Raw genomic sequence first — 24,064 nt, forward strand, 5'->3', positions numbered from 1 at the left:
GCTGGCTACGGCGCCGCGACCAGGCGATAGCCGATGCCGCGGACGGCCTGGAGGAACAGCGGATTGGCCGGGTCGCGTTCGATCTTGCGGCGCAGGCGGTTGATCTGCACGTCGACCGCGCGCTCGTTGGCGTTGCCGCCGCCGCCGGTGAGCTCGCCGCGCGGCACGGTCTCCCCTGGAGCAGCGGCCAGCACACGCAGCATGTCGCGCTCGCGGTCGGTGAGATGGATCGTCTCGTCGCCCTGGCGCAGTTCGCCGCGGTCGATGTGAAACACGTAAGGCCCGAACGCGATGGTCTCGGCCTTGCTCGCCGGCGCCGGCGAGGTCCGCTTGAGGATGTTGCAGATCCGCAGCAGCAATTCGCGCGGCTCGAACGGCTTGGCGACGTAGTCATCGGCGCCGAGCTGCAACCCCTCGATGCGCGCTTCGGCCTCGTGGCGCGCGGTCAGCATCACGATCGGCACGTCCGACTCGGTGCGGATGAAACGCGCCAGATCGAATCCGGTCTCGCCCGGCATCATCACGTCGAGGATCAACAGATCGAAATTCAGCCCGGCGAGCTTGGCACGCGCATCACGCCCGCTCTGCGCGGTGGTGACGCGATAGCCTTCACTGGCGAGGAAGCGCGACAACAGATCGCGGATGCGCCGGTCGTCGTCGACCAGCAGAAGATGCGGCGCATCGTCGGCGGGGCGGACCGGCTTCTTCGCCAGGGTTGCTAATTGGATCACGTGACATCCTTCGCGACGGCGCCGTCTGACTGCAGAATGGTCTGGAGCACCTTGTCCGGATCATCGCAATCGATCATGGCGCGCAGGAACTTGCGCACGGCCTCGGCTTCGCCCGGGCTGAAGCCGCGCAGCGCGCGTGCAATCCGGTCGGTCTGCAGGCCGGCGAGTTTCACCACCAGCGCCTCGCCCTTTGCGGTGGCGAAAAGAAGGCGCTGACGGCGGTCGTTGTCGCCGGCCTTCTGCACGATATAGCCCTCGTCGAGCAATTGCTTCAGCACTCGCCCCAGCGACTGCTTGGTGATGCGCAGCACGTCGAGCAGATCCGCGACCGTCAGCCCGGGATAGCGGCAGACGAAATGCACCACCCGGTGATGCGCGCGGCCGAACCCGAATGCCTCCAGCACGTGGTCGGCATCGCCGACGAAGTCGCGATAGGCGAAGAACAGCAGCTCGATGATGTCCCAGCGCGGCGCCGCGACCGACGAATCCGCCGGGCGCGGCAGCGCGATCGCCGCGCCGTCGCCGTGCAGGTCGTCGTTGAAATTTATGTCAGCCATGTTGACATATCTGGGTCTTATGTTACAAAACGGCCAACCAAGACGAAATATTCGACTATTCCGCTTGCGACCTTTCCACGCGAAGTCCGATAACCAGATGCGGCGGGACGGCGTGCATGCGAATGTCGGACGGCTTGGCCGAACATAGCGGAGTTCGCAGAAACCGCCAAAACATCATCCCGGCACGCGGCCGGGGCGCAGCACCATCCAGCGGCCGGCGACAGCCGGGCGCGCACAATGACGGCCACCGGCAGGCGCGCCGATCCAGGAGATCACGTCCATGGGACTCTCGTTCGACAACAAGGTCGACGGCTCGGTCTGGCTGAATTTCGACATTCAGCCGTCGGCGCATCCAGTGTCGGAGACCGAGCGGACCGCGAAGCTCGCGGACCCGGGCTTCGGCCGCGTCTTCACCGACCACATGGCGATCGTCCGCTACGATCAGGCCAAGGGCTGGTACGGCGCGCGCGTCGAGTCCCGCGCCAATTTCCCGCTCGATCCGGCGACCGCCGTGCTGCACTACGCGCAGGAGATCTTCGAGGGGCTGAAGGCCTACAAGCGTGCCGATGGCGGCGTGAACCTGTTCCGCCCCGACGCCAATGCGCGGCGCTTCCGCGATTCCGCCGACCGCATGGCGATGGCGCAGCTTCCCGAGCCGGTGTTCATCGAGGCGATCGAACAGCTGGTCCGGATCGACCGCGCGTGGATCCCGGGCGGCGACGGCAGCCTGTATCTGCGGCCGTTCATGATCGCCAGCGAGGTGTTCCTCGGCGTCAAGCCGTCGGCCGAATACATCTTCGCGGTGATCGCCTCGCCGGTCGGCTCCTACTTCAAGGGCGGCCCCGCGCCGGTGTCGATCTGGGTGTCGGAGAACTACACCCGCGCCGCGATCGGCGGCACCGGCAGCGTCAAATGCGGCGGCAACTACGCGGCGTCGCTGCGCGCCCAGGCCGAGGCGATCGCGCATGGCTGCGATCAGGTGGTGTTCCTCGACGCGATCGAGCGCCGCTATATCGAGGAACTCGGCGGCATGAACGTGTTCTTCGTGTTCGACGACGGCTCGCTGTCGACGCCGCCGCTCGGCACCATCCTGCCCGGCATCACCCGCGATTCGATCATCGCGCTGGCGCGGCAGGCCGGCCGCACCGTGCGCGAGGAAGCCTACACGATCGAGCAATGGCGCGCCGATGCGGCCAGCGGCAAGCTGAAAGAGGCGTTCGCCTGCGGCACCGCGGCGGTGATCTCGCCGATCGGCACCGTGCGCTCGGCGAGCGGCGACTTCACCATCAACGGCGGCGTCGCCGGCGAGGTGGCGATGGGCCTGCGCAAGCAGCTCGTCGACATCCAATACGGCCGCGCCGAGGACAAGCACGGCTGGATCAGGGACGTGGCGTAAGCCTTTGCCGCTTTGCTTCTGAATCGTCATCCTGAGGTGCTCGCCCGCAAGGGCGAGCCTCGAAGGATGCGGACGCTCAGTACGCGTGTCCATCCTTCGAGGCGCGCCGAAGACGGCGCGCACCTCAGGATGACGCAGAATGTGTGGAGAGCGAACGGAGGCCCCAGCGCTCCGCTACCAACTACCTTCGCCCGAACAGCTTCTCGATATCGGTCAACGTCAGTTCGACATAGGTCGGGCGGCCGTGATTGCATTGGCCGGAATTCGGCGTCGCTTCCATTTCGCGCAGCAGCGCGTTCATCTCTTCGGGCTTGAGCACGCGCCCGGCCCGCACCGAGCCGTGGCAGGCCATCGTCGCGGCGACGTGCATCAGGCGGCGCTCCAGCGGCAGCGCCTCGTCCCATTCGGCCATATGCTCGGCGAGATCGCGCAGCAGCGACGCCGCATCGGTCTTGCCGAGCAGCGACGGCGTCTCGCGCACCGCGACCGCGCCGGGGCCAAAGCTCTCGACGACGAGGCCGAATTGCGCCAGCTCGTCGGCGCGCGCCACCAGGCGTTCGACGGTCGCCTCGTCCATCTCAACGATATCCGGGATCAGCAGGATCTGGCGCTGCACGCCGTTGGCGGCGAGCGACGCCTTCAAGCGCTCGTAGACGATGCGCTCGTGGGCGGCGTGCTGGTCCACAACGATCAGCCCGTCGCGGGTCTGCGACACGATGTAGGTCTCGTGGATCTGCGTCCGCGCCGCGCCGAGCGGGCGGTCGAGCAGATCCGGCGCGACCTCGTGCGTGCGGATGTCGGCGCTCGGCCCGCCGACATCGAACGCGGCCTGCGGGCGCTCGGCAAAAGACGGCGCATCGATCGCGGAGCCGCCGACCGGATAAGACGGCGAGGCACGCCAGTCCCAATTCGCAGCCGGCATCGAGGCGGGACGGAAGGTCGAGATCACGCTGCCGGCGCTGTTGGCGGCGGTGCGGCGGCCCTCGCGCGCCAGCCCTTCTTTCAGCGCGTGGACGATCAGCGCACGCACCAGGCCGGCATTGCGGAAGCGCACCTCGGTCTTGGCCGGATGCACATTGGCGTCGACCTCGCGCGACTCCAGCGTGACGAACAGCGCCACCACCGGATGGCGATCGCGCGGCAAGTAATCCGAATAGGCCGCGCGCACAGCGCCGAGGATCAGCTTGTCGCGCACCGGCCGGCCGTTGACGAACAGATATTGCCCGAGCGCATTGGCGCGGGTCAGCGCCGGCGACGCGGCGAAGCCCTCGACCGCGACGCCTTCGCGTTCCGAGCGGACCTCGATGGCATTGGCGCGAAAGTCCGCGCCGAGAATGTCGCCGAGCCGGATCAATTGCCCCGGCGCGCCGGGCAGCGCCGCCGCCCAGGTCACCGGTGCGCGCTCTTCGCCGGCCAGCGTGAAGGCGATGTCCGGCCGCGCCATCGCCAGCCGCCGCACCACGTCGCGGATCGCCTCGGCCTCGGTGCGATCGGTCTTGAGAAACTTCAGCCGCGCCGGGGTGGCGAAGAACAGATCAGCGACCTCGACCCGGGTGCCTTGCGACAGCGCCGCGGGAGCAATCGGCGATTTGTCACCGCCCTCGACGCCGAGCGTCCAGGCATGCGGCTCGCCGGCATGGCGCGTGGTGATCGTCAGCCGCGCCACCGCGCCGATCGAGGGCAGCGCCTCGCCGCGAAAGCCGAGCGTGCGGATCTGTAAGAGGTCCTCGTCGTCGAGCTTGGAGGTGGCGTGGCGATCGACCGCGAGCGCGAGATCGGCCCGCGTCATCCCGCTGCCGTCGTCGGCGATCACGATCTTTCGCCGGCCGCCGCCATCCGAGAAGATGTCGATGCGGCTGGCGCCGGCATCGATCGCGTTTTCGACCAGCTCCTTCACCACGCTCGCCGGCCGCTCCACCACCTCGCCGGCGGCGATGCGGTTGACGATGGTTTCGGGAAGCTGGCGGACGGGCATAAGGCGACTCGGTTGATCGGAGGCAACGATACTAGGCGACCAAGGCTGGAAAAGCAGGCGTTGCCCAGCATTCCATCCCCGCCTTCCGCAACGGAACCGCCGTCATCCTGAGGAGCGCGCCGCCTTCGGCGAGCCTCGAAGGATGCGGCAACGGGCGAGGCCCTTGCGGCCCATCCTTCGAGGCTCGCTTCGCTCGCACCTCAGGATGACGGAGCCCAAGTGGGATGGCCGAGCCGAGCGCATCAATCGTCGAAGCTCTTGCCGCTGCGGCCGGCTTTGATGTCGCCGCGGTGCTTCTTGCCTTCGAGGCGGCGCTTCTTGGAGCCGAGCGTCGGGCGGGTCGCGCGGCGCGGGATCGGCCGCACCATCGCGGCGCGGAGCAATTCGAGCAGCCGGTCGATCGCATCCGCCTTGTTGCGCTCCTGGGTGCGGAAGCGCTGGGCGTGGATGACGATGACGCCCTCCTTGGTCATGCGCTGGCCGGCCAGATTGATCAGCCGCAGCGCGGCGTCCTCCGGCAGCGCGATTTTGGTCGTGTCGAAGCGGAGCTGGGCGGCGGTCGACAGCTTGTTGACGTTCTGGCCGCCGGGGCCGGACGCGCGCACGAAGCTGATCTCGATGTCGTCGTCGTCGATCGCAAGATTGCGGCTGATCCGCAGCATGGGGCACCCGCTCGGCCACAGGGAAAACGTCATCCTGAGGTGCGAGCGCAGCGAGCCTCGAAGGATGACCGGCTCTGTAGCACATCCTTCGAGACGCGCGCCAATCGGCGCGCTCCTCAGGATGACGGTGCCGCTGGTCAGTTCGCCCGCGGCGGCGGCGGGGTGCCGGCGGGTTTGACTGCGGCGGGACCGGCGGCGGCCTGCGGGGTGCGGCCGACGACGACGGTCAGCAGGCCGCCCGACCACAGCCGCTTCGCGGCACGCCTGGCGTCGTCGAGCGTCACCGCGTTGATCACGTCGCTGCGCTTGTCGATGTAGTCGATCGGCAGCCCGTCGTTCTGATATTGCAGCAGCGCCTGGGCGAGCTTCGCCGAGGTGTCGAGCGACAGCATCTGCGAGCCATTGAGATACGATTTCGCCTCGTCGAGCTCCTGCTGGGTCGGGCCCTCGTCGGCGATGCGCTTGATCTCGGTGTCGATCGCCTCGATGGACTGCGTCGCGCGGTCGGCGCGGGTGCCGGTGGCGCCGGTGAACAGCGCCGAATGCTGCATCCACAGCATCGAGACGTAGATCGAATAAGCCAGACCGCGCTTCTCGCGGACCTCGCGATACAGCCGGGACGACAGCGAGCCACCGCCGAGAATGTGGTTGACCACATAGCCGGCCATGAAATCCGGGTCGTGTCGCTTGAGGCCGGGGCCGCCGAACATCACCACGGTCTGCGGCACGTCGAGCGGCACGAAGCTGCGCTGTGGCGGCTTGGTGGCGACGATGTCGGCCACCGGCGTGAGCTGCGCCTTGGCCGGCAGGTTGCCGAAGGTGTCGTCGAGCAGTTTCGCCAGCGTCGCGGCATCGACGTCGCCGACCACGGCGATCTTCAGCGTGTCCTTCGCCAGCACGCGGCCGGTGTAGGCCTTCATGTCGTCGATGGTGACTTTCGGCAGGCTCTCCAGCGTGCCGGTCGAGGGCCGGCCATAGGGATGATCGCCGAACGCGACTTCGAGAAACTTGCGGGTCGCCATGGTGTTCGGGTCGAGCGACTGGCGGCGCAGCGTCGAGATCAGTTGCGCGCGGATCCGCTCGACGTCCTTGGCCTCGAACCGCGGCGCGGTGAGCGAGCTGCGCAGCAAGCCGAAGGCTTCGTCGCGGTTTTCCGTCAGCATCCGCAGCGAACCGCGGAAAGTGTCGCGGGTGACGGCAAAGGACAGTTCGATGGCGCGGCGGTCGAGCCGTTCGTGGAACGTCGCCGAATCCATGTCGCCCGAGCCTTCGTCGAGCAGATTGGCGACCATATGGCCGACGCCGGGCTTGTCGGCCGGGTCCTGACTGGCGCCGCCGCCGAAGGAATACTCCATCGAAATCAGCGGCACGGTGGCGTCCTGCACGAACCAGGCCTGGATGCCGCCGGGCGTCACCAGATTCTGGATCTTCGCCGCGGCGAAGCCGGGCGTCGCCGGCAGCGCGGCAGCGAGGGCAATGGCGCCTGCGAGCACCAGGCGTTTGAGCGAGGGGACGGCCATGGTCACGAGCGTTTCTCCTCGGGCTTTGGCAGCGTGCCCTTGACCAGATAGCCGGTCACCGAGCGGTTGCGGTCGAGGAATTGCTGCGCCACGGCGCGGACCTGATCCGAGGTGACGGCGCGGATCCGCTGCGGCCAGCTCTGGATGTCCTGCACGGTGAGACCGGCGGTCAGCGCCGCGCCGTACCAGCGCGCCAGCGTGGTCTGGTTGTCCTGCGCGTAGATCGACTGGGCGATCAGCTGCGTCTTCACCCGCTCGAGATCCTCGGACCGAACAGGATTGCGCACGATGTCGGCGATCACATTGTCGATCGCCTTCTCGATCTCGGAGAATTCGACGCCCGGCTTCGGTGTCGCCGCGACGATGAAGTGGGTGTCGTCGAGCGCGGTGCCCTGATAGTTGGCGCCGACATTGATCGCGAGCGGCCGGTCGATCACCAGCGCGCGATAGAGATAGGAGTTGCTGCCGCCGCCGAGCAATTGCGCCAGCACTTCGAGCGCGGGGCTGTCGCCCTTCGCCGCGGTGTGGGCCGACGGCACCAGATAATAGCGCCGCACGCTCGGCTGCTCGACCCGCGGATCGGCCAGCGTCACGGTGCGCGGCCCGGCCGGCGCCGGCTCCTGCGGCCGCACCCGCTGCGGCGCAATCGCCGGCTGCGCCGGCACCGCGCCGTAGGTGCGCTCGATCGCCGGCCGGATCGCCTCGGCATCGACGTCGCCGGCGATCACCAGCGTGGCGTTGTTGGGCGCGTAGAAGCGGCGATAGAACGCCAGCGCGTCCTCGCGGTCGAGCTTCTGGATCTCCTGCAGCCAGCCGATCACAGGGCGGCCATAGGGGTGATTGAGATACAGCGCCGCCATGATCTGTTCGGTCAGCCGCGCGTCGGGATTATTGGCGACGCGCATGTTGTATTCCTCGAGCACGACGTCGCGCTCCGGCAGCACGTTCTCGTCCTTCAGCACCAGGCCGGTCATGCGGTCGGCCTCGAACGCCATCATCTTGTCGAGTTGATCGCGCGGCACGCGCTGATAGTAGCCGGTGTAGTCGAGCGAGGTGAACGCGTTCTCGTTGCCGCCGACCTTCAGCACGGTCTGCGAGAACTCGCCGGCCGGATGCTTGGCTGTGCCCTTGAACATCAGATGTTCGAGAAAATGCGCGAGTCCGGATTTGCCCGGCGTCTCGTCGGCGGAGCCGACCTTGTACCAGATCATCTGCGTCACCACCGGGGTGCGACGATCCGGAATCACCACAACGTCGAGGCCGTTGGCGAGCGTGAAGGTCGCGGGTGGATTGGCGGGGGCGGTTTGGGCGGCGGCCGGGCCTGCGAGCATCAGCGCCGTCGCGAGGATGGCGAGCGCGGCGCGTGGACGAGAGGCGGATACGGTCATGTCGAGGCAATCATCCCGGTAGGAGAGATCGGATCGGGCCGGCATCAGGCATTACAGGCGCGCCGTTCGAAGGCGCGGCTCGGCGGAAGATCGAAGCAATCCGGCAGGGGGGCGGGCGAACCGGCCCCGGATCAATTGCTGACTTCTTTGCCCGACATGATGTCGATCCGCTTGTTGCCGAGCGCCTCTTTCGGGCCGGTGCCGTAGGCGAAGTTCGGCGACGGAGTCTGGTAGCCGGCCGGCGGCTGCGTCAGCGTCTCGCGGGTCGGCTCGCCGGTGAACGGCGCAGTTTCCGTTTTGTTGCCGCCGAACAGGCTGCTGAAGCTGCCGGTAAAGCCGAGTTGCGACGGGCTCAGGATCGGGTTGTTCTGCTGGGTGCCGGGCGTCACCGGATCGTTGTTCGTCCCCTTGCCGGCATCGGCACGGACGGCATTCAGTTCCGACGGCGTCAATTGCCGGGCCGCTTCCATCGGCGTCGGCTTGCTCTGGCGGGCGGCGGAGCGGGCTTCCTTGCGCGCCTGGACATCCGGATCCTTCGGCCAGTTCGGCGGCGCGTTGACGTCCTTGGCGACGACTTCCGGCGGCGGCAGATCGAGTTGGCGCGGCACCACCAGCGGCGAGCGCTCGCGATAGTTGATGCCGGAATTTTCCATATTGGTGGCGCCGATGCCGCCCATCAGCCCCTTGATGATCTTCTCTTCGAAGGTCAGTTCTTCGTTGTCGCCGTCTTCGGCGCGCGCCATGCCGCCGGTCATCACCAGACCGATCCCGAGCGCGACCGCAGCCAGACGGGTGGCGCGCAGCATCGTCGTGGGCGACTTCTGCAGCATCCAGAAGGTGGTGGCGATCTGGCGCATGGCGTTGATCCTGTTCACGTCCTGTGGATTGGCCGCCGGCCGCAAACGAACCCCGGCCGGCCCTCGCCGCGCTGCCCGTATCGGCCGGGATCAGGGCGCTTTTGCGGCGGGTGCCCCGAAGAAGGAGTCATACAGCAACAACGCCACCCCGACAACGATCGCCGTATCGGCAAGGTTAAACACATACCAGCTATAGGTTTTTCCGGCGATTGCGGCGTGGAACAGGGCGAAATCGACCACCGCGCCATAGGCCAGCCGATCGATCGCGTTGCCGATCGCGCCGCCGATGATCAGGCCGAGACCGATGGTCGCAACCTTCGTGGTCGAGCGCGCCATCCAGATCGCCAGCGCCACGATCGCCACCGCCTTGAAGGCCAGCATGATCGCCTGCCCGACCGGCCCCTGGTCCGAAAACCAGCCGTAGGAGATGCCGGTGTTCCAGGCGAGCACCAGATCGAAGAACGGCGTCACGCTGACCAGGCCCTTGCGGCCGAGATCGAACACGTAGAGCAGCCACAGCTTCGAGGCCTGATCGAGCACCAGCGCGATGATCGCGGCGAGGATACCGAGGCGGACGGGCGAGGTCATGAGCACACGCTCTCCACGCACACCACCGTCATGCCCGGGCTTGACCCGGGCATCCACGAAACGAGCACCGTGCCCGCGGCCGTGGATGGCGGGGACGAGCCCGGCCATGACGGACGTGAGGTGGACCGCATCGCGCTCAAGACGCCGCCACGCCCAACGCCTTCCACTCGCGCAGCGCCTTGGCGTCGCGGGGGGAGACGTCGGGATAGTCGGGGTCGCTGCCGACGGAGGACAGGATCTTCCAGGAGCGGGCGCATTTGGTGCCCTGCGCGCGCTCGACCACCACCGCGACGCCGGTGACGTTGTCCAACCGGAACGCACCCTCCGGCGCGTCGCCTTCGCGGATCTCGTAGTTCGAGGTGATGCAGATCTCGGCGAGGTCGGTGTCGAACACCGTCGCCAGCAGCGGCCGGTCGGCGAGGTAGATCACCGGCGAGGCTTCCAGCGACGAGCCGATCCGCTTGGCGGCGCGCTCCAGCTCCAGCGCGCCGGTGACGACGCGGCGGACGCTGCGGATGGTCTCCCACTTCTTCGCCAGTTCGTCGTTGCGATAGGTGCCGAGGTCGAGCGGGAACAGCGTCAGATGCACGCTCGGCTCAGCGCCCGGCCGATAAAGGCTCCAGGCTTCGTCGGTGGTGAAGGACAAGACCGGCGCCAGCCATTTCAGGATCGCGTCGCAGATGATGTCGATCGCCGTCAGCGCCGCCTTGCGGGCCAGCGACGACGGCGGATCGCAATACAGCGTGTCCTTGCGGATGTCGAAATAGAATGCCGACAATTCGGTGTTCATGAAGGCGGCGAGCGAGGCGACCACGGTCTTGTAGTCGAACTCCGCATAGGCGGCGCGCACGATGGCGCTCTGCTCGGCGAGCTGATGCAGCATCAGCCGCTCCAGCTCCGGCATGTCGGCGAACGCCACCGCCTCGTCGCGCTTGTAGTGATGCAGCGTGCCGAGCATCCAGCGGATCGAATTGCGCAGCTTGCGATAGGTCTCGACCACGTTCTTGAGGATCTCGGGGCCGATGCGCTGGTCGTCGGCATAGTCGGTGGCGCACACCCACAGCCGCAGGATGTCGGCGCCCGACGACGCGATCACCTTGGCCGGATCGGTGGTGTTGCCGAGCGATTTCGACATCTTGCGGCCCTGCTCGTCGAGCGTGAAGCCGTGCGTCAGCACGACATCGTAGGGCGCGCGGCCGCGGGTGCCGCAACTCTCCAGCAGCGACGAATGAAACCAGCCACGATGCTGGTCGGAGCCTTCGAGATACATCACGGTGTCGGCGCCGCCGTCGACCTTGCGGCGGATGCCGGCGAGGCCGGGGAAGTGCACCGGATCTTCCAGCACGAAGGCGTGGGTGGAGCCGGAGTCGAACCAGACGTCGCAGATGTCGTCGACCTTCTGCCACTCCTCGTTGGCGCGGGAGCCCAGAAAGCGCTCGCGGGCGCCCTCCTCGTACCAGGCGTCGGCGCCTTCGGCCTCGAACGCCTCGGCGATGCGGGCATTGACGGCGTCGTCGACCAGGATCTCGGCAGAGCCGTCGCCGGTCTCGCGCACGAACACCGCAATCGGCACGCCCCAGGCGCGCTGCCGCGAGATCACCCAGTCGGGCCGGCCTGAAATCATGCCGGTGATGCGGTTCTGCCCGGCGGGCGGCACCCACTGCGTGACCGAGATCGCCTGCAGCGCGCGGGCGCGCAGCGTATCGCCTTGCTTCGCGTCGCCGCTATCCGCGATGTCCTTGTCCATCGCGATGAACCATTGCGGCGTGTTGCGGAAGATCACCGGCTTCTTCGAGCGCCACGAATGCGGATATTGATGCTTGAGCTTGCCGCGCGCCAGCAGCATGCCGCGCGCGATCAGGGCCTGGATCACCGCCTCGTTGGCGTCGCCCTTCTCGCCCTTGTCGTTGATCACCCGCTTGCCGGTGAAGCCGGGCGCGTGATCGGTCAGCGCGCCGTTCTCGTCGACGGTGTAGGGAATCGTCGAGGCGATGCCGCGCGCTTCGAGTGCCCGGGCATTGTGCATCCAGATATCGAAATCCTCGCGGCCATGGCCCGGCGCGGTGTGAACGAAGCCGGTGCCAGTGTCGTCGGTGACGTGGTCGCCGTCGAGCAGCGGGACAGTGAACTCATAGCCGCCGGCGAGGCCGCGTAGCGGATGTGCACATTGCATCGCCTCAAGAACGTCGGCAGGCACGGCCGCTACCTTCTCGAAAGCGACCACGCGCGACTGCTTGAAGACGCTTTCGGCTAAGGCATCGGCGAGGACAAGCAGGTCGCCCGTCTTAGCCCAGTTGTCAGCCGGCGCATCGGTGACCTTGTACAGGCCATAGCCGATTTTGGACGAGAAGCTGATTGCGCGGTTGCCCGGCAGCGTCCACGGCGTGGTTGTCCAGATGACAACCGAGAAGCCTTCACCAGTCTCAAGGCGCTCAGTAAGGTTATCCCAAGCACCGAGGCTCTCGCCGATGGACTTCTTGATCGATTCAGCCTCTTGACCTCCGCGCTTAGCAGTGAGCCCCCCCTCTCCGTCGCTAGTCATATTGGGAGAAAGCCGAGAGTAACGTTCAGCTGGCCTACCTGTCGCGACTACCGAAAACTTCACCCACACCGTATCGCTGGTGTGGTCCTCGTACTCGACCTCAGCCTCGGCCAGCGCGGTCTTCTCCACCACGCTCCACATCACCGGCTTGGAGCCGCGATACAGTGTGCCGTTGGCGGCGAATTTCATCAGTTCGCGGGCGATCTGGGCCTCGGCGAAGTAGTCCATCGTGGCGTAGGGATGATCCCAGTCGCCGACGATGCCGAGGCGCTTGAATTCCGCGCGCTGCACGTCGAGCCACTTCTGCGCGTAGGCGCGGCATTCCTTGCGGAACGCGACCATCGCGGTCGAATCCTTGAAGTTCGGCTTCGGCTTGCCCTTGGAGCGGTAATTCTCCTCCTCGATCTTCCATTCGATCGGCAGGCCGTGGCAGTCCCAGCCCGGCACGTAGTTGGAGTCGAACCCGAGCATCTGCTGGCTCTTGGTGACGACGTCCTTGAGGATCTTGTTCAGCGCATGGCCGATATGGATGTTGCCGTTGGCGTAAGGCGGGCCGTCGTGTAGCACGAATTTGGCACGGCCGCGCGCGCTCTCGCGCAACTTGCCGTAGAGGTCGATCTCCTCCCAGCGCTTGAGCAATTCCGGCTCGCGGGCCGGCAGCCCGGCGCGCATCGGAAACTCCGTCTGCGGCAGGTACAGGGTCTTGGAATAGTCGGTACCGCTCTGGGCGGCGTCGGATTTCGCGGGCTTTTCGGTCATGGCGGCGTGAATAGCGGTTTTGGCCGGCCGGGGAAACCCGATCGAACCGGCGGAGGGCTAAATCTTCACCGGCTTGGGCCGATCGAGGGTCGCCGCGCAAGGCGCCGGTTGCAGAACCACGCCAAAAGACTAATCTATTGAGGCGTGGAGGGATTTCATGACCACCAAGCCGCTGGCCGAGATGTACGAAGAGCTGAAACAGCTTCGTCGTGAAGGCGATAGCGCGGGACTCGACGCCCTCGTCCGAAAGGCGATGGGCATGGGAATCCCCGGCCTGCCTGAATCGCCCGCCGGTTTCGTTCGACAACTCGATATTCGCGCCCTGGCCGAGCGGGTTTTCGGCGATCCCGCAAGAGCAGAAGGCTGGCTCAACAGGCCTAACACATCACTGAGCGGGCAACGCCCCGCCGACCTTCTGCACGATGACCTCGGAGCCGCGGTCGTTCGCGAGACACTCGAACAGATCGACCATGGGATCTTCGCTTGAGCGCCGCCGATGGAGCTCTGGCGAATTTCCAATTACGCTGATCTTTCAGGCATCGGCGGCCTCCGAGCGAACGGACGTTGGCACTCGCAGGGCCGCCGGATCGTCTATCTGGCGGATCACCCGGCTGCCGCCCTTCTGGAAATGCTGGTCCATTTGGACCGCGACCTGCTACCGTCCAGCTTTCAATTGTTGCGAATAGCCGTCCCCGACGCGATCGCCGTCGAGACCGTCGACGAGGGTACTCTACCTTCGGCGTGGCGGACACGGATCGGCCTGACCCGCCAGATCGGAGACCGATGGCTCGATCGCGACACCAGCGCCTTGCTGCGCGTGCCGTCGGTCATCGTCCCCCATGCGCGAAACTATCTGCTCAACCCTGCGCATCACGACGCATCTGCCGTCACCGTGGCGGAGATCATCAAGGCGCCGTTCGATCCCCGCCTGTTGGCGACCTGACCCCAGCCTTCTCAGTCCCGCCGCCCGAGCGGCCTGGCCGGGTTGCCACCCACTGTCGCCCCCGGGGCGACGTCGCGGGTGACGACGCTGCCGGCGCCGATCACGGCGCCGTCGCCGATCGTTATGCCCGGCAGGATGATCGAACCGCCGCCGATCCAGACGTCGGCGCCGATCGTCACCGGCCGACCGAATTCGAGGCCGTCGCGGCGGGTGGCAGCGTCGCGGGGGTGGTCGGCGGCGTAGATCTGCACCGCCGGGCCGATCTGGGTGCGGTCGCCGATCGACACCGGCATGATGTCGAGGATGACGCAGTTGAAATTCAGAAACACGCCGTCGCCGAGCCGGATGTTGTAGCCGCAGTCGCAGAAGAACGGCGGGCGGACGACGGCGCCCTTGCCGACATGGCCGAAATGCTCCGACAGAAGCGCATGCCGCTCGACCGCCGGCAGCGCGCCGGCGGCGTTGTAGCGCACGATCCAGGCCTTGTTGACGGCCTCGTCGGCGGCGAGCTCGGGGCTGCCGGGGCGGTACAGCTCGCCCGCCAGCATCTTCTCCTTCTCGGTCCGGGTCACCCGATCGTCCCGAGTTTCGGAAATGCGCCATGGTCGGCGGCGAGCGCGGCGCGGGCGCGGGCGCTGTCGTCGTCCATCTGCCGGACCAGCGCCTCGATGCTCTCGAACTTCTCCTCGTCGCGGATGAAGGCGATGAAGGCGACGTCGAGCGTCTCGCCATAGAGCTGCTCGTTGAAATCGAACAGGAAGATCTCCAACAGCGGCGCGCCGTTGTCGAAGGTCGGGCGGCGGCCGAAATTCGCCACCGCGTCATAGTGTTTGCCGCCGCGGCCGACCCGCACCGCATAGATGCCGTGCTTGAGGCCGCATTGCGGATCGAGCCGGATATTGGCGGTGGGATAGCCGAGATCGCGACCGCGCTTCTCGCCATGGATCACCTCGCCGGTGACGAACCACGGCGCGCCCAGCATCTGCGTGGCGGCGGCGATGTGGCTGTCTTCCAGCGCCTTGCGGATCGCGCTGGACGACACCGGATGATCGCCGAAATCGATATGCGGCTGGACGTCGACCTCGATGCCGAGCGCCGGCGCCTCGCCGACCAGCATCGCCGGTGAGCCGCCGCGGCCCTTGCCGAAATGGAAATCGTAGCCGACCGCGATGCCCTGGACGCCGAGCCGGCCGATCAGCTCATGGTGGATGAAGTCGTGTGCCGTGGTGGCGGCGCGGGCGGCGTCGAAGCGCAGCACCACGGCGCCGTCGAGCCCGGCGCCGGCCAAGAGCCGCAGCTTGGCGGGTTCGTCGGTGAGCCGGAATTGCGGCGTATCGGGGCTGAAGAATTTGCGCGGATGCGGCTCGAACGTCACCGCCAGCGCCGGGGCGCGGCGGACCCGCGCCATGTCGAGGCAGGCGCCGATCACGGCCCGATGGCCGAGATGCACGCCGTCGAAATTGCCCATCGCCACCACCGCCCCCCTGGGGATGGCGGACGCAGGGGTGTCGTCGCGGATCACGGCAAAGCCAGTCATGTCGGATTCGTTCGTTTCTTCAAGGTGGGAGCATGACCGTGACGCGGAGCTGCGCGTGAAGTCAAGACAGCGCGCGCCAGGCTGGCGCCGGCTGCGAGGGCCGACCGGTGCCGGCCCCGCCCGGGCTTCGCCATGCGCGGCGCCTCAGCCGCCGCGCACCGGCGGCACCTCGAGACGGTCGCGACGGCAGGCGCGGCGGTCGACCTCCGCGCAGGCGCGGAACTGCAGATCCTTGCTCATGCAGATCCGGACCTCGGTCAACCGGGTGCGGTCGCAGATCACGGCGATCGCCGACTCGCTCAAGCCGGGATTGACCTTGATGAAGGCCTCCTCGACCTCGGCGGGGGTCACTGTCCGGGGTTCCTTGGCGTCGATGAAATCCGGCGGAATCCGCACCGCCGCGCGCGCCCGGCGGATGTTCTCGAAGTAATCGCGCGCCGGTGTGCCGGCGCAGGTGCCGTGCTTGTCCCATTCGTTGTAGATCAGCCCCGGCGCCGGCATCAGGTCGAGCATGGAATTCATGATCCGCCGGTCGAGCCGCGGCGACGGGCGCTGGCAATATTCCGGAAAGCCGCGCTCGTATTGCGGCCACAGCCCGTGCACCACGAAGGAGAACGGCCGGCCGCCGCACTGGATCTGCTGCGAGCGCCCGGCATTGCCGCGCTCGGACGCCTGCTCGCAATAAGACGGCGACCACGACAGCGCCAGCACGTAAAAATCGAACTCGCCGGGGGCGTTCTGGCGCCGATCCTGGGCAGGCGCTGCGGTGCCGAGACATGCGACAGCGCAAGCGGCCAAAGCGGCGAGCCATGCCCGCCGGCGAACGATAGGATTGCGCATGATCAAGGGCCCCGCTGCCGTGAATAGCAAAGCCTAGCGAGCGATCGGGAACGTTTCAAGAACGCAAATGGTGGAAGGCGCTGGCGCCAAAACAGGGGCGCCGCCGCCCCGCGGGATCAGGGCTTGGCCGCCTTGCATGCCGGATTGAACGCCCAGTTGCGATCGAGCCCGACGACGCAGAATTCGACACCGTCGGTGAAGCCCGCGAGACCGCCGTCCTCGATGATCGAGAAATACACCGGGCGGACCTTGCCGTCGTTCAGATGCGCTTCGGCCGCGCAATAGCGCCGCGGAATGTTGTCGCTCTGCCAGGGACGGAACGCGACTTCGCGCAGCTGCGTATAGCCGGTGATCCGCAGCGCCGAATTCCAGAAGGTGCCTTCCTTCTCGCCGAACTGATAGGTCACCGAGGTCAGCCCCGCCTCGCAGGCCGGCAGATTGCCGTCGTAACGTGGGCCGGACAGCCAGAAGTTCATCTCCAGCGGATTGGCGGCCTGCGCCGCCGGCGCGAGCGCCAGCATGCCGAGCAGCGCCAGCGCCGCCGCCACTGGGAAACGGAGGGCCGTCAATCTCAGGGCCGGAAACTTCGATGTCGAAACAAGGCGCATGGACGATCCACCGGATTTTTCTGGTGCGGACGGTGCCGCGAAGCCATGCGGAGGTCAAGTGCAGCGCAGCCACACCTGCGCACATCCCGGCGCGCGAATGTCCGTGCGTTCTTTCCATCGCGGTCGCAACGCTCTAGAATCACAAGAGCCACGAAGGAGATTCCGATGCGAATGCTGAAGGCCGCGGGCCTTGCCGCTCTCTGTGCCGTTCTGTCCGGCACCGCCGCCCGCGCCGACACCGTGCCGATCGTCAAGGGCAATGATACCGGCGGGATCATCTCCTACAATCTGGTCGGCCACGCCGACGTCCGCGCCATCGCGATCGACCATTGCGCGCGCTACGGCAAGGTGGTGAAGCTGCTCGGGGTGCAGGCCAATTATGGCGGCTACATCTCGTTTGCGTGCCGCTGGGTGCCGTATGGCGCCGACCAGCGGCCGCTGCGCGTCGCCTACTGAGCGGCGATCCCGATGAAGCGGTCGGTTGCATTCGGGCTCTGCGCGTTGCCGTTGCTGCTTGCCTCGGCGACAGCCGCGCTTGCCATCGAGCTGCCGATCCGCAAGGCGGGATTGTGGGAGCTGAAGATGGGCCGGGCAGGCGCAGCGGGCGACGACGTCGCCATGCAGCACTGCACCGACGAGACCACCGACAAGAAGATGGTCTCGTCGTTCCAGCCGTTGTCCAACGAGGTCTGCTCCAAGCAGGACACCCAGAAGACCGCCACCGGCTACGTCACCGACGCGGTGTGCAGCATCGCCGGCATGACCACCACGTCGCGGTCCGAGATCACCGGCGATTTCAACTCGGCCTATACGGTCAAGGTGACCTCGCACAACGACAAGCCGCTGCCCGGCGTGCCCAAGGACGCCACCATGACGCTGGATGCGAAATGGCTCGGCCCCTGCAAGAGCGGCCAGAGGCCCGGCGACATCGTGATGCCCGGCGGCATCAAGATGAACATCGCCGACATCGAGAAGCTCAAGGCGCTGATGCCGAAACCGCCGAAGTAGCGGCCGGCCTGTGCATCGGCCGGGCATGGGTCCGGTCGAACGGCTCGATCCGTGCGACGCTTGCGCAAATGCAACACTTGGCGACGATTGTCCCAGCCTCCGTTGACAGCCGTCGCTCTTGTCGCGATGTTACATTGTAACGTCGGGTGGCAGGGGCATGCCCCTCGATGTCGGGGCTGGGTGGCATGGGCTGGGTACGGGCGAAGATCGGGTGGGGAGCACGGCTGGCGCTGATCGCGCTGGCTCTGCAATTTGCCCTGTCGTTCGGCCACGTCCACGCCCTCGACGTCCCCGCGCAAGCGATCGAAAGGGCCGCGTCGGCCATTGGCCCGGACGCACCCGACACCGATCACCATCACAACGCCGCAGCCGATCTCTGCGCGATCTGCGCCGTCGTCTCGATGGCACAGACCGCGCTCGACGCGGCGCCGCCCGCCTTGCCGCCGCGGCGTGCCGCACCGCTCCACTACCGCATTGCCGCCGTAGCCGCCGCCGATCCGAGCCCGCAGCCCGGCGGCTTCCAGCCGCGCGCGCCTCCTGCTGCCTGACTGAATCCGATCGAGCCATGCGCAGCCCCGTTTCGACAGGGCCCGCAGACCAATTCGTTTCGATCTGCCAAGCGCAGAGTCCGGGTTCCGGTGCTGAAGCGCCGAGCCGGTCAGTCAGGATCAGACCATGTCACTCCCGTTCAAACGCGCGCTCCTGCTCGGAAGCGCTGCCGTCGTCGCCTTCGAAAGTCTGCCTGCCCCACAGGCCTTCGCGCAAACCACCCTGCCCGAGGTGACCGTCACCGCGCCGAGCCCGATCGTGCGCCGCCACACCACCCCGCCGGCCCGCCCCGCGACCCGCGTGGCCGCGCCCGCGCGGCAGCGCGGAGCCGCTCCGGCCGAAACGCAGCCCGTCGTCGCCCAGCCGGCTCCGGCGCTGCCCGGTACGCTGCCGATCGTCACCGACCAGTTCGCCACCGTCACCGTGGTGCCGAACGAGGAGATCCGGCGCAATGGCGGCGGCACGCTCGGCGATCTGCTGAACAACAAGCCGGGCATCACCGGCTCGAGCTACGCACCGGGCGGCGCCAGCCGGCCGATCATCCGCGGTCTCGACGTCAATCGCGTCAACATCATCGAGAACGGCATCGGCAGCAACGGCGCCTCCGATCTCGGCGAAGACCATTTCGTGCCGATCGACCCGCTCGCGACCAACCAGGTCGAGGTGATCCGCGGCCCGGCGACGCTGCGCTACGGCTCGACCGCGATCGGCGGCGTGGTCAGCGCCACCAACAACCGGATTCCCGACGCGTTGCCGCCCTGCGCGCAACCGTTCCAGAGCTACGGCCTGCCGGTGAACGCGCCCGCGGCGCTCGGCGGCTCGGCCGGCTGCATGAACGCCGAGGTCCGCAGCGCCGTGAGTTCGGTCGATCGCGGCGTCGAAGGCGCCGTGCTGCTGGACGCCGCCGGCAACAATGTCGCGGTCCATGCCGACGTCTACGGCCGCAACACCCGCGACTACAACGTACCGAGCTACCCGTATGCCGATGCCGGCATTCCGTTCAACGGGCGCCAGACCAACTCGGCCTCGCAGGCGAGCGGGGCGTCGATCGGCGGCTCGTATCTGTTCCACGGCGGCTTCATCGGTGCGTCGGTCACGCAGAACAACTCGATCTACCACATCCCCGGCCCCGAGGGAGTGGAACTGGGCACAAAGATCGACGCCAAGCAGACCAAGTTCAACGCCAAGGGCGAGTATCGTCCCGACGCCGCCGCGATCGACGCGATCCGGTTCTGGGTCGGCGCCACCGACTACAAGCACAACGAGATCGGCCTCGCCGATGCCGCCGACCCGACCAGCGGCGGTGTGCGTCAGACCTTCACCAACCGCGAGCAGGAAGGCCGGCTCGAAGTTCAGCTGACGCCGTTCAACGCCGGCTTCGCGGCGGTGACCACGGCGGTCGGCGTCCAGGCCAGCCATCAGGAACTGACTGCGCCCAGCCCCGACGATCCGACCAGCCCGCTGAACGGACTGTTCGATCCCAACAAGAACACCAAGGTCGCCGGCTACGTCTTCAACGAACTGCAGTTCACCAATACCACCAAGGCGCAGGTCGCCGGCCGGATCGAGCACGTCGAACTGTCGGGATCATCACCCTCCTCGGTGCCGGAGATCTTCGACCTCAACACCGATCCCAATGCGATCGGCGCCGCCACCTCGCGCAACCTGTCCTTCACGCCGAAGAGCTTCAGCCTCGGCCTGATCCAGGCGCTGCCATGGGGCCTGTCGGCCAGCATCACCGGGCAATATGTCGAGCGCGCCCCGAAGCCCGCCGAATTGTTCTCGCGCGGCGGCCACGACGCCACCGCGACCTTCGACATCGGCAATCCCAATCTGAAGATGGAGACGGCGAAGTCGGTCGAAGTCGGCCTGCGCCGGGCGGACGGCCCGTTCCGGTTCGAGATCACCGGCTACTACACCCAGTTCAGCGGCTTCATCTATCGCCGGCTGACCGGCAACACGTGCGAGGACGGCGCGTGTATCGTCGGCACTGGCCTCGAACTGAACCAGGCGATCTATTCGCAGCGCGACGCCACCTTCAAGGGCGGTGAATTCCAGAGCCAGCTCGACGTCGCGCAGTTCTACGGCGGCACCTGGGGCATCGAGAACCAGGTCGACGTGGTACGCGCCACCTTCGCCGACGGCACCAACGTGCCGCGGATTCCCCCGGTGCGCCTCGGCGGCGGCCTGTTCTGGCGCGACGCCAACTGGCTGATGCGGGTCAACCTGCTGCACGCCTTCGCGCAGAACAACGTCGCCGACATCGCCGAGACGACGACGCCCGGCTACAATCTGCTGAAGGCCGAGATCAGCTACCGCACCAAGCTCAACCCCAACGTCTGGGGCGCACAGGAAATGCTGGTCGGCCTGGTCGGCAACAATCTGCTCAACGAGGACATCCGCAACTCGGTGTCCTACAGCAAGGACAACGTGCTGATGCCCGGTATCGGCGTGCGCGCGTTCGCGAATCTGAAGTTCTGATTCGCTGCAGTCATTCCGGGGCGCGAACGAAAGCTCGCGAACCCGGAATCCAGAGATTGTTGAACAACCCCATCATCAAATCGAGATTCCGGGTTCGTCGCTACGCGACGCCCCGGAATGACTCGCGATAGGTCGCTAAGCGGTCCGCGCCTTGCTCCAGTCCGGGCGGATCGGACCGCTGACGCCGTCGAACGCGCCGTCGGCCAGTTCCATCACCAGCAGCCGGTGGGCGTCGACCGGGCCGGGCATCGTCACCCGCCCCTTCGGAATCTTCTTGAACCCGACCCGGCTGTAATACGGCTCGTCACCGACCAGCAGAATCAGCTTGTGGCCCTGTTCCCGGGCGTCCGCCAGCGCGCGGTCGAGCAGCGCACGGCCGACGCCGCGCGCGCGGAACGGCGGCTCCACCGTCAGCGGGCCGAGCAGCAGCGCCGGGGTATCGCCGACCAGGATCGGCAATTGCCGCACCGACCCGACCAGCAGCGTCCCGATCCAGGCGGTGAACGACAGCGCATTGATATGGTCGATGTGCTCGCGGAGCCGGTAGGCGCTGAGAACAAAGCGGCCCGGCCCGAAGGTGCGCTCGTGCAGCCGCTCGATCAGCTGGGCGTGGTTCGGGCTTTCGGGAAGGATGGTCAGGGACAGATCGGTCATGGCGGACGCCGCAATAGCATCGCAGCCGGGCGCGGTCCACCGCCCGGCTGCAACCGCCAGGCGCCTCAGGTGCGAGCAGCGGCGCCCGCGCGATGCTGCGACGCGGCGCTATCGCCGTCCGGGTGGTCCGCCGGCGCGAGAGCCGGCGAGCGGCCCGACGACGGAGCTTTGTCCCGCGCGAAATAGACGGTCTGCGACGCGAAGGCGAAGCCGGTCCCCGCCGCCTCGACCAATTCCATCAGCCTCAGAGTCAGATCTTCCTGCACTTCCAGGAACTCATCCATGCTCACGGCGTGGATGTAGGCGAAGATTTCGACCCGCAGCGAATTCGACCCGAAGCCGAGCAGCCGCACCCGCGCCGGGTCGTTGTCGACCTTCGGATGCTCCAGCAGCATCTCGCGGATCGCCGCGATCAGGCCGCGCATCTGGTCCGGCGTGGTCTCGTAGCGCAGGTCCAGAATCGGGTGGTACCAGAACTTGTCCCGGCGGCTGAAGTTCTCGATCTGCACCGCGGCCAGCGCGCCGTTCGGCACGGTGACCAGGGTGCGGTCGAGGGTCCGAATCCGGGTCGAGCGCATGCCGATGTCCTCGATCGTGCCCATCGTCTCGCCGAATTTGCAGAAATCGCCCACCCGCATCGGCTGATCGGTCACCAGAGTCAGGCTGCCGACCAGATGTTCGATGGTCTTCTGCGCGCCGAGCGCGATCGCGATACCGCCGATGCCCAGAGCGGCGAGACCCGCGGTGACATTGTAGCCCAGCGCGTTGAGCCCGGCGATCGCCGCGAAAGCGATCAGCGCGAACTTGACGCTGCGCCGGATGAAGGTCACCGCCGACAGCATCGACAGCCGGCCGCGCAGCGTCATCCGGGCGATGGCGAATTCGGCCAGCGCGTCGACCACCCGCCAGACGATCCAGGACAGCGCGATCCAGCCGAGCAGTTCGGTGGCGCCGGACATGTGCTGGCGCGCGACGATCGCCACGCCGGTCAGCACCAGCGCGATGCGCAGCAACATCGCGGTGAAGAACAGCCGGATCGGCAGCGCCGAGGCGCTCAGCACGCGACTGATGCGGGACTCCGGGCCGCGAAAGCGGAAGACCACCCAGAGGATCGCGGCGGTGATCGCCCACACGATCGAAAATGTCAGCACCGCGAGCACGATGACGGCCAGCCAGTGGCCCGCCGGAACGCCGGCGAGCCGGTATTCGTCGCGGAGCGCATAGGGCAGGATCCTGTCGACCAGGCTCGACGTCACCGTGCGCGACAGCGCCGGCAGCTCACCGACCGTCCGCGCCGACACCAGCCAAATCTTGACGCCGTCCTTGCCGTCGACCCGCTGCGCGATCAGATCGACGCTGCCGTGATCGGTGCGCACGGCACCGAACTTGTCCTGATCCGGCGCAAGTCCGTCGTCCTGGTCACCGGCGGCATCCGCACTCAGCCGCAACCGCGAAAACACGTAGCCGCCCTGGTCGAGAATGCGCTGCAGCTGCTGCGCGACGCTCGGCCCCCAGGCGCCCTTCTCCTGGCTGAGATCGAGATATTGCGCGGCCTTGTCATAATTCTGCTCGGCGGCGGCATCGATAAAGCCGGTGACCATACCGGCCGGCGTATCGCGGCCGAGCGGATCGGCGGGCTTCTCCTCCGCCTTGGCGGGAGGACTGCCGTTGCCGTTCCCGTTCGGTGCCGGGATCTGCGCAAACGCGACGCTCGTTCCCAATATTGCCCAAACAAGAAGCAGCGATCGAAACATCGCCATCGCACGTGCCGCCAAAACCAGTCCTTCCAAATCGTGTCGGTGAGGCCGTAGTTTGACCAGAGAAATGAGCCATTGATGTGATGGCGCGGCGTTTACGGGGGCGAAACGGCCTTTATCGCCAGGTCGGGCGCCGCGGTTCGCGGTCCAGCACCTCGGCAATACGCAACCGTGTGCCGCGGGTGGTATCCGGCGGCAGTTCGGCAACGTCGAAGAAGCCGGAGGCGACGATCTCGCGATTGGGCTCGGGCGGCCTGTCCTGTCGGAACTGCCGCACCACATAGACGGCGACGTGATCGCGCGGCGAGACATGGCTGTTGAGAAAAATCCCGTGCAACTCCGGATCGCCGGTCAGTTCAATCCGGCCTTCCTCCATCAGTTCGCGGCGGAGCGCGTCGAGGAAGGTTTCGCCGACCTCGACGCCGCCGCCCGGCAGATGCCAGCCGCCGACGTAAGAGTGCTGAATCAGAAAGACGCGCCCCTGCTCGTCGAGCACGACGCCGCGGGCGCCGAGCGTCATGCCGCGGGCGAACCGCCAGTACAGATGAAACACCCGCCGCAGCACCGGCTCGAGAGTCACGCGCAAAGTCTGCAGGGCCGGCAACGGCGGGTCATCCTCGAATCGGACGCAGCAGAGGCTTGCGCCGGTGCGGCGAGCTTGCCAAAACCGGGCGGATTTTGACAGGCGGGATTTCGCGACGGGTTCGCGGAC

23 protein-coding genes are annotated in these 24,064 nt (G+C 67.0%); 7 read left to right on the forward strand and 16 right to left on the reverse strand.

Translation table 11 applies throughout. The features are described 5' to 3' along the window. Nucleotides 1-5 precede the first annotated feature (5 nt). Together RPB_RS21015 and RPB_RS21020 are read right to left on the reverse strand one after the other, a co-directional pair. The gene (locus RPB_RS21015) at nucleotides 6-731 is read right to left on the reverse strand and encodes a response regulator (RefSeq protein WP_011443049.1); all 726 of its coding nucleotides are present in this window, start codon (nucleotides 729-731) and stop codon (nucleotides 6-8) included. Then, nucleotides 728-1,288, reverse strand: coding sequence for a MarR family winged helix-turn-helix transcriptional regulator (locus tag RPB_RS21020; protein WP_011443050.1), 561 nt, complete (start codon nucleotides 1,286-1,288; stop codon nucleotides 728-730). The genes RPB_RS21015 and RPB_RS21020 overlap by 4 nt, the downstream gene beginning before the upstream one ends. Before the next feature lie 280 nt (nucleotides 1,289-1,568). Between RPB_RS21020 and RPB_RS21025 the strand changes: the two genes are divergently transcribed. Then, on the forward strand, nucleotides 1,569-2,684 hold the full coding sequence (locus RPB_RS21025; protein WP_011443051.1) for a branched-chain amino acid aminotransferase: 1,116 nt from the start codon (nucleotides 1,569-1,571) through the stop codon (nucleotides 2,682-2,684). A 181-nt stretch (nucleotides 2,685-2,865) separates the two neighbouring features. Here RPB_RS21025 and mutL read toward each other — a convergent pair whose 3' ends face one another. The 7 genes from mutL to ileS all read right to left on the reverse strand — a co-directional run bounded on the left by mutL (nucleotide 2,866) and on the right by ileS (nucleotide 12,975). Continuing rightward, a complete protein-coding gene (mutL, locus tag RPB_RS21030; protein WP_011443052.1) occupies nucleotides 2,866-4,659 on the reverse strand; it encodes a DNA mismatch repair endonuclease MutL in 1,794 nt (597 codons plus the stop codon). A 242-nt stretch (nucleotides 4,660-4,901) separates the two neighbouring features. Beyond that, nucleotides 4,902-5,321 carry an alternative ribosome rescue aminoacyl-tRNA hydrolase ArfB gene (gene arfB, locus RPB_RS21035; protein ID WP_011443053.1) on the reverse strand — a complete coding sequence of 140 codons (420 nt, stop codon included), beginning with the start codon at nucleotides 5,319-5,321 and terminating at the stop codon, nucleotides 4,902-4,904. A gap of 137 nt (nucleotides 5,322-5,458) precedes the next feature. After that, nucleotides 5,459-6,841 carry a M16 family metallopeptidase gene (locus tag RPB_RS21040; RefSeq protein ID WP_041798391.1) on the reverse strand — a complete coding sequence of 461 codons (1,383 nt, stop codon included), beginning with the start codon at nucleotides 6,839-6,841 and terminating at the stop codon, nucleotides 5,459-5,461. 2 nt (nucleotides 6,842-6,843) lie between these two features. Then, on the reverse strand, nucleotides 6,844-8,229 hold the full coding sequence (locus RPB_RS21045; RefSeq protein ID WP_041798392.1) for a M16 family metallopeptidase: 1,386 nt from the start codon (nucleotides 8,227-8,229) through the stop codon (nucleotides 6,844-6,846). A 131-nt stretch (nucleotides 8,230-8,360) separates the two neighbouring features. After that, nucleotides 8,361-9,086, reverse strand: a complete 726-nt coding sequence (locus RPB_RS21050; protein WP_011443056.1) for a hypothetical protein — start codon at nucleotides 9,084-9,086, stop codon at nucleotides 8,361-8,363. Nucleotides 9,087-9,176: 90 nt separating this feature from the next. Then, entirely contained in the window at nucleotides 9,177-9,674 is a 498-nt protein-coding gene (gene lspA / locus RPB_RS21055; RefSeq protein WP_011443057.1) for a signal peptidase II, read from the reverse strand. Between the two features lie 136 nt (nucleotides 9,675-9,810). Continuing rightward, entirely contained in the window at nucleotides 9,811-12,975 is a 3,165-nt protein-coding gene (ileS, locus tag RPB_RS21060; protein WP_011443058.1) for an isoleucine--tRNA ligase, read from the reverse strand. A gap of 157 nt (nucleotides 12,976-13,132) precedes the next feature. On the opposite strand from ileS, the gene RPB_RS21065 reads away from it, so the two are divergent. Together RPB_RS21065 and RPB_RS21070 are read left to right on the forward strand one after the other, a co-directional pair. Next, entirely contained in the window at nucleotides 13,133-13,462 is a 330-nt protein-coding gene (locus tag RPB_RS21065; protein WP_011443059.1) for an MbcA/ParS/Xre antitoxin family protein, read from the forward strand. 9 nt (nucleotides 13,463-13,471) lie between these two features. Further along, the gene (locus RPB_RS21070; protein ID WP_011443060.1) at nucleotides 13,472-13,918 is read left to right on the forward strand and encodes an RES family NAD+ phosphorylase; all 447 of its coding nucleotides are present in this window, start codon (nucleotides 13,472-13,474) and stop codon (nucleotides 13,916-13,918) included. Nucleotides 13,919-13,929: 11 nt separating this feature from the next. On the opposite strand, the gene RPB_RS21075 is transcribed toward RPB_RS21070, so the two are convergent. From RPB_RS21075 to RPB_RS21090, 4 genes are all read right to left on the reverse strand, one after another. Continuing rightward, nucleotides 13,930-14,490: a sugar O-acetyltransferase gene (locus RPB_RS21075; RefSeq protein WP_011443061.1), complete on the reverse strand. Its 561-nt coding sequence runs from the start codon at nucleotides 14,488-14,490 to the stop codon at nucleotides 13,930-13,932. Beyond that, nucleotides 14,487-15,455: a bifunctional riboflavin kinase/FAD synthetase gene (locus tag RPB_RS21080; RefSeq protein ID WP_011443062.1), complete on the reverse strand. Its 969-nt coding sequence runs from the start codon at nucleotides 15,453-15,455 to the stop codon at nucleotides 14,487-14,489. The genes RPB_RS21075 and RPB_RS21080 overlap by 4 nt, the downstream gene beginning before the upstream one ends. 144 nt (nucleotides 15,456-15,599) lie before the next feature. Continuing rightward, nucleotides 15,600-16,295 (reverse strand): ribonuclease T2 family protein, encoded by a 696-nt coding sequence (locus RPB_RS21085; protein ID WP_011443063.1) that lies wholly within the window; start codon nucleotides 16,293-16,295, stop codon nucleotides 15,600-15,602. A gap of 116 nt (nucleotides 16,296-16,411) precedes the next feature. After that, the gene (locus RPB_RS21090; RefSeq protein WP_011443064.1) at nucleotides 16,412-16,903 is read right to left on the reverse strand and encodes a hypothetical protein; all 492 of its coding nucleotides are present in this window, start codon (nucleotides 16,901-16,903) and stop codon (nucleotides 16,412-16,414) included. A gap of 165 nt (nucleotides 16,904-17,068) precedes the next feature. Between RPB_RS21090 and RPB_RS21095 the strand changes: the two genes are divergently transcribed. The 4 genes from RPB_RS21095 (at nucleotide 17,069) to RPB_RS21110 (ending at nucleotide 20,941) form a co-directional block, all read left to right on the forward strand. Continuing rightward, entirely contained in the window at nucleotides 17,069-17,359 is a 291-nt protein-coding gene (locus RPB_RS21095) for a hypothetical protein (protein ID WP_011443065.1), read from the forward strand. Between the two features lie 12 nt (nucleotides 17,360-17,371). Continuing rightward, nucleotides 17,372-17,911 carry a DUF3617 domain-containing protein gene (locus RPB_RS21100; RefSeq protein WP_011443066.1) on the forward strand — a complete coding sequence of 180 codons (540 nt, stop codon included), beginning with the start codon at nucleotides 17,372-17,374 and terminating at the stop codon, nucleotides 17,909-17,911. Between the two features lie 167 nt (nucleotides 17,912-18,078). After that, nucleotides 18,079-18,459 carry a hypothetical protein gene (locus RPB_RS21105; protein WP_011443067.1) on the forward strand — a complete coding sequence of 127 codons (381 nt, stop codon included), beginning with the start codon at nucleotides 18,079-18,081 and terminating at the stop codon, nucleotides 18,457-18,459. Between the two features lie 127 nt (nucleotides 18,460-18,586). Next, a complete protein-coding gene (locus RPB_RS21110; protein ID WP_011443068.1) occupies nucleotides 18,587-20,941 on the forward strand; it encodes a TonB-dependent receptor domain-containing protein in 2,355 nt (784 codons plus the stop codon). 135 nt (nucleotides 20,942-21,076) lie between these two features. Here the strand turns inward: RPB_RS21110 and RPB_RS21115 are convergent, their stop codons facing one another. The 3 genes from RPB_RS21115 to RPB_RS21125 all read right to left on the reverse strand — a co-directional run bounded on the left by RPB_RS21115 (nucleotide 21,077) and on the right by RPB_RS21125 (nucleotide 23,956). Beyond that, nucleotides 21,077-21,595 (reverse strand): GNAT family N-acetyltransferase, encoded by a 519-nt coding sequence (locus RPB_RS21115; RefSeq protein ID WP_011443069.1) that lies wholly within the window; start codon nucleotides 21,593-21,595, stop codon nucleotides 21,077-21,079. A 65-nt stretch (nucleotides 21,596-21,660) separates the two neighbouring features. Beyond that, nucleotides 21,661-23,349 (reverse strand): mechanosensitive ion channel family protein, encoded by a 1,689-nt coding sequence (locus RPB_RS21120; protein WP_011443070.1) that lies wholly within the window; start codon nucleotides 23,347-23,349, stop codon nucleotides 21,661-21,663. A 118-nt stretch (nucleotides 23,350-23,467) separates the two neighbouring features. Next, entirely contained in the window at nucleotides 23,468-23,956 is a 489-nt protein-coding gene (locus tag RPB_RS21125; protein ID WP_011443071.1) for an NUDIX domain-containing protein, read from the reverse strand. Nucleotides 23,957-24,064: the final 108 nt, after the last annotated feature.

The organism is Rhodopseudomonas palustris HaA2 (assembly GCF_000013365.1).
Taxonomy (GTDB): domain Bacteria; phylum Pseudomonadota; class Alphaproteobacteria; order Rhizobiales; family Xanthobacteraceae; genus Rhodopseudomonas; species Rhodopseudomonas palustris_J.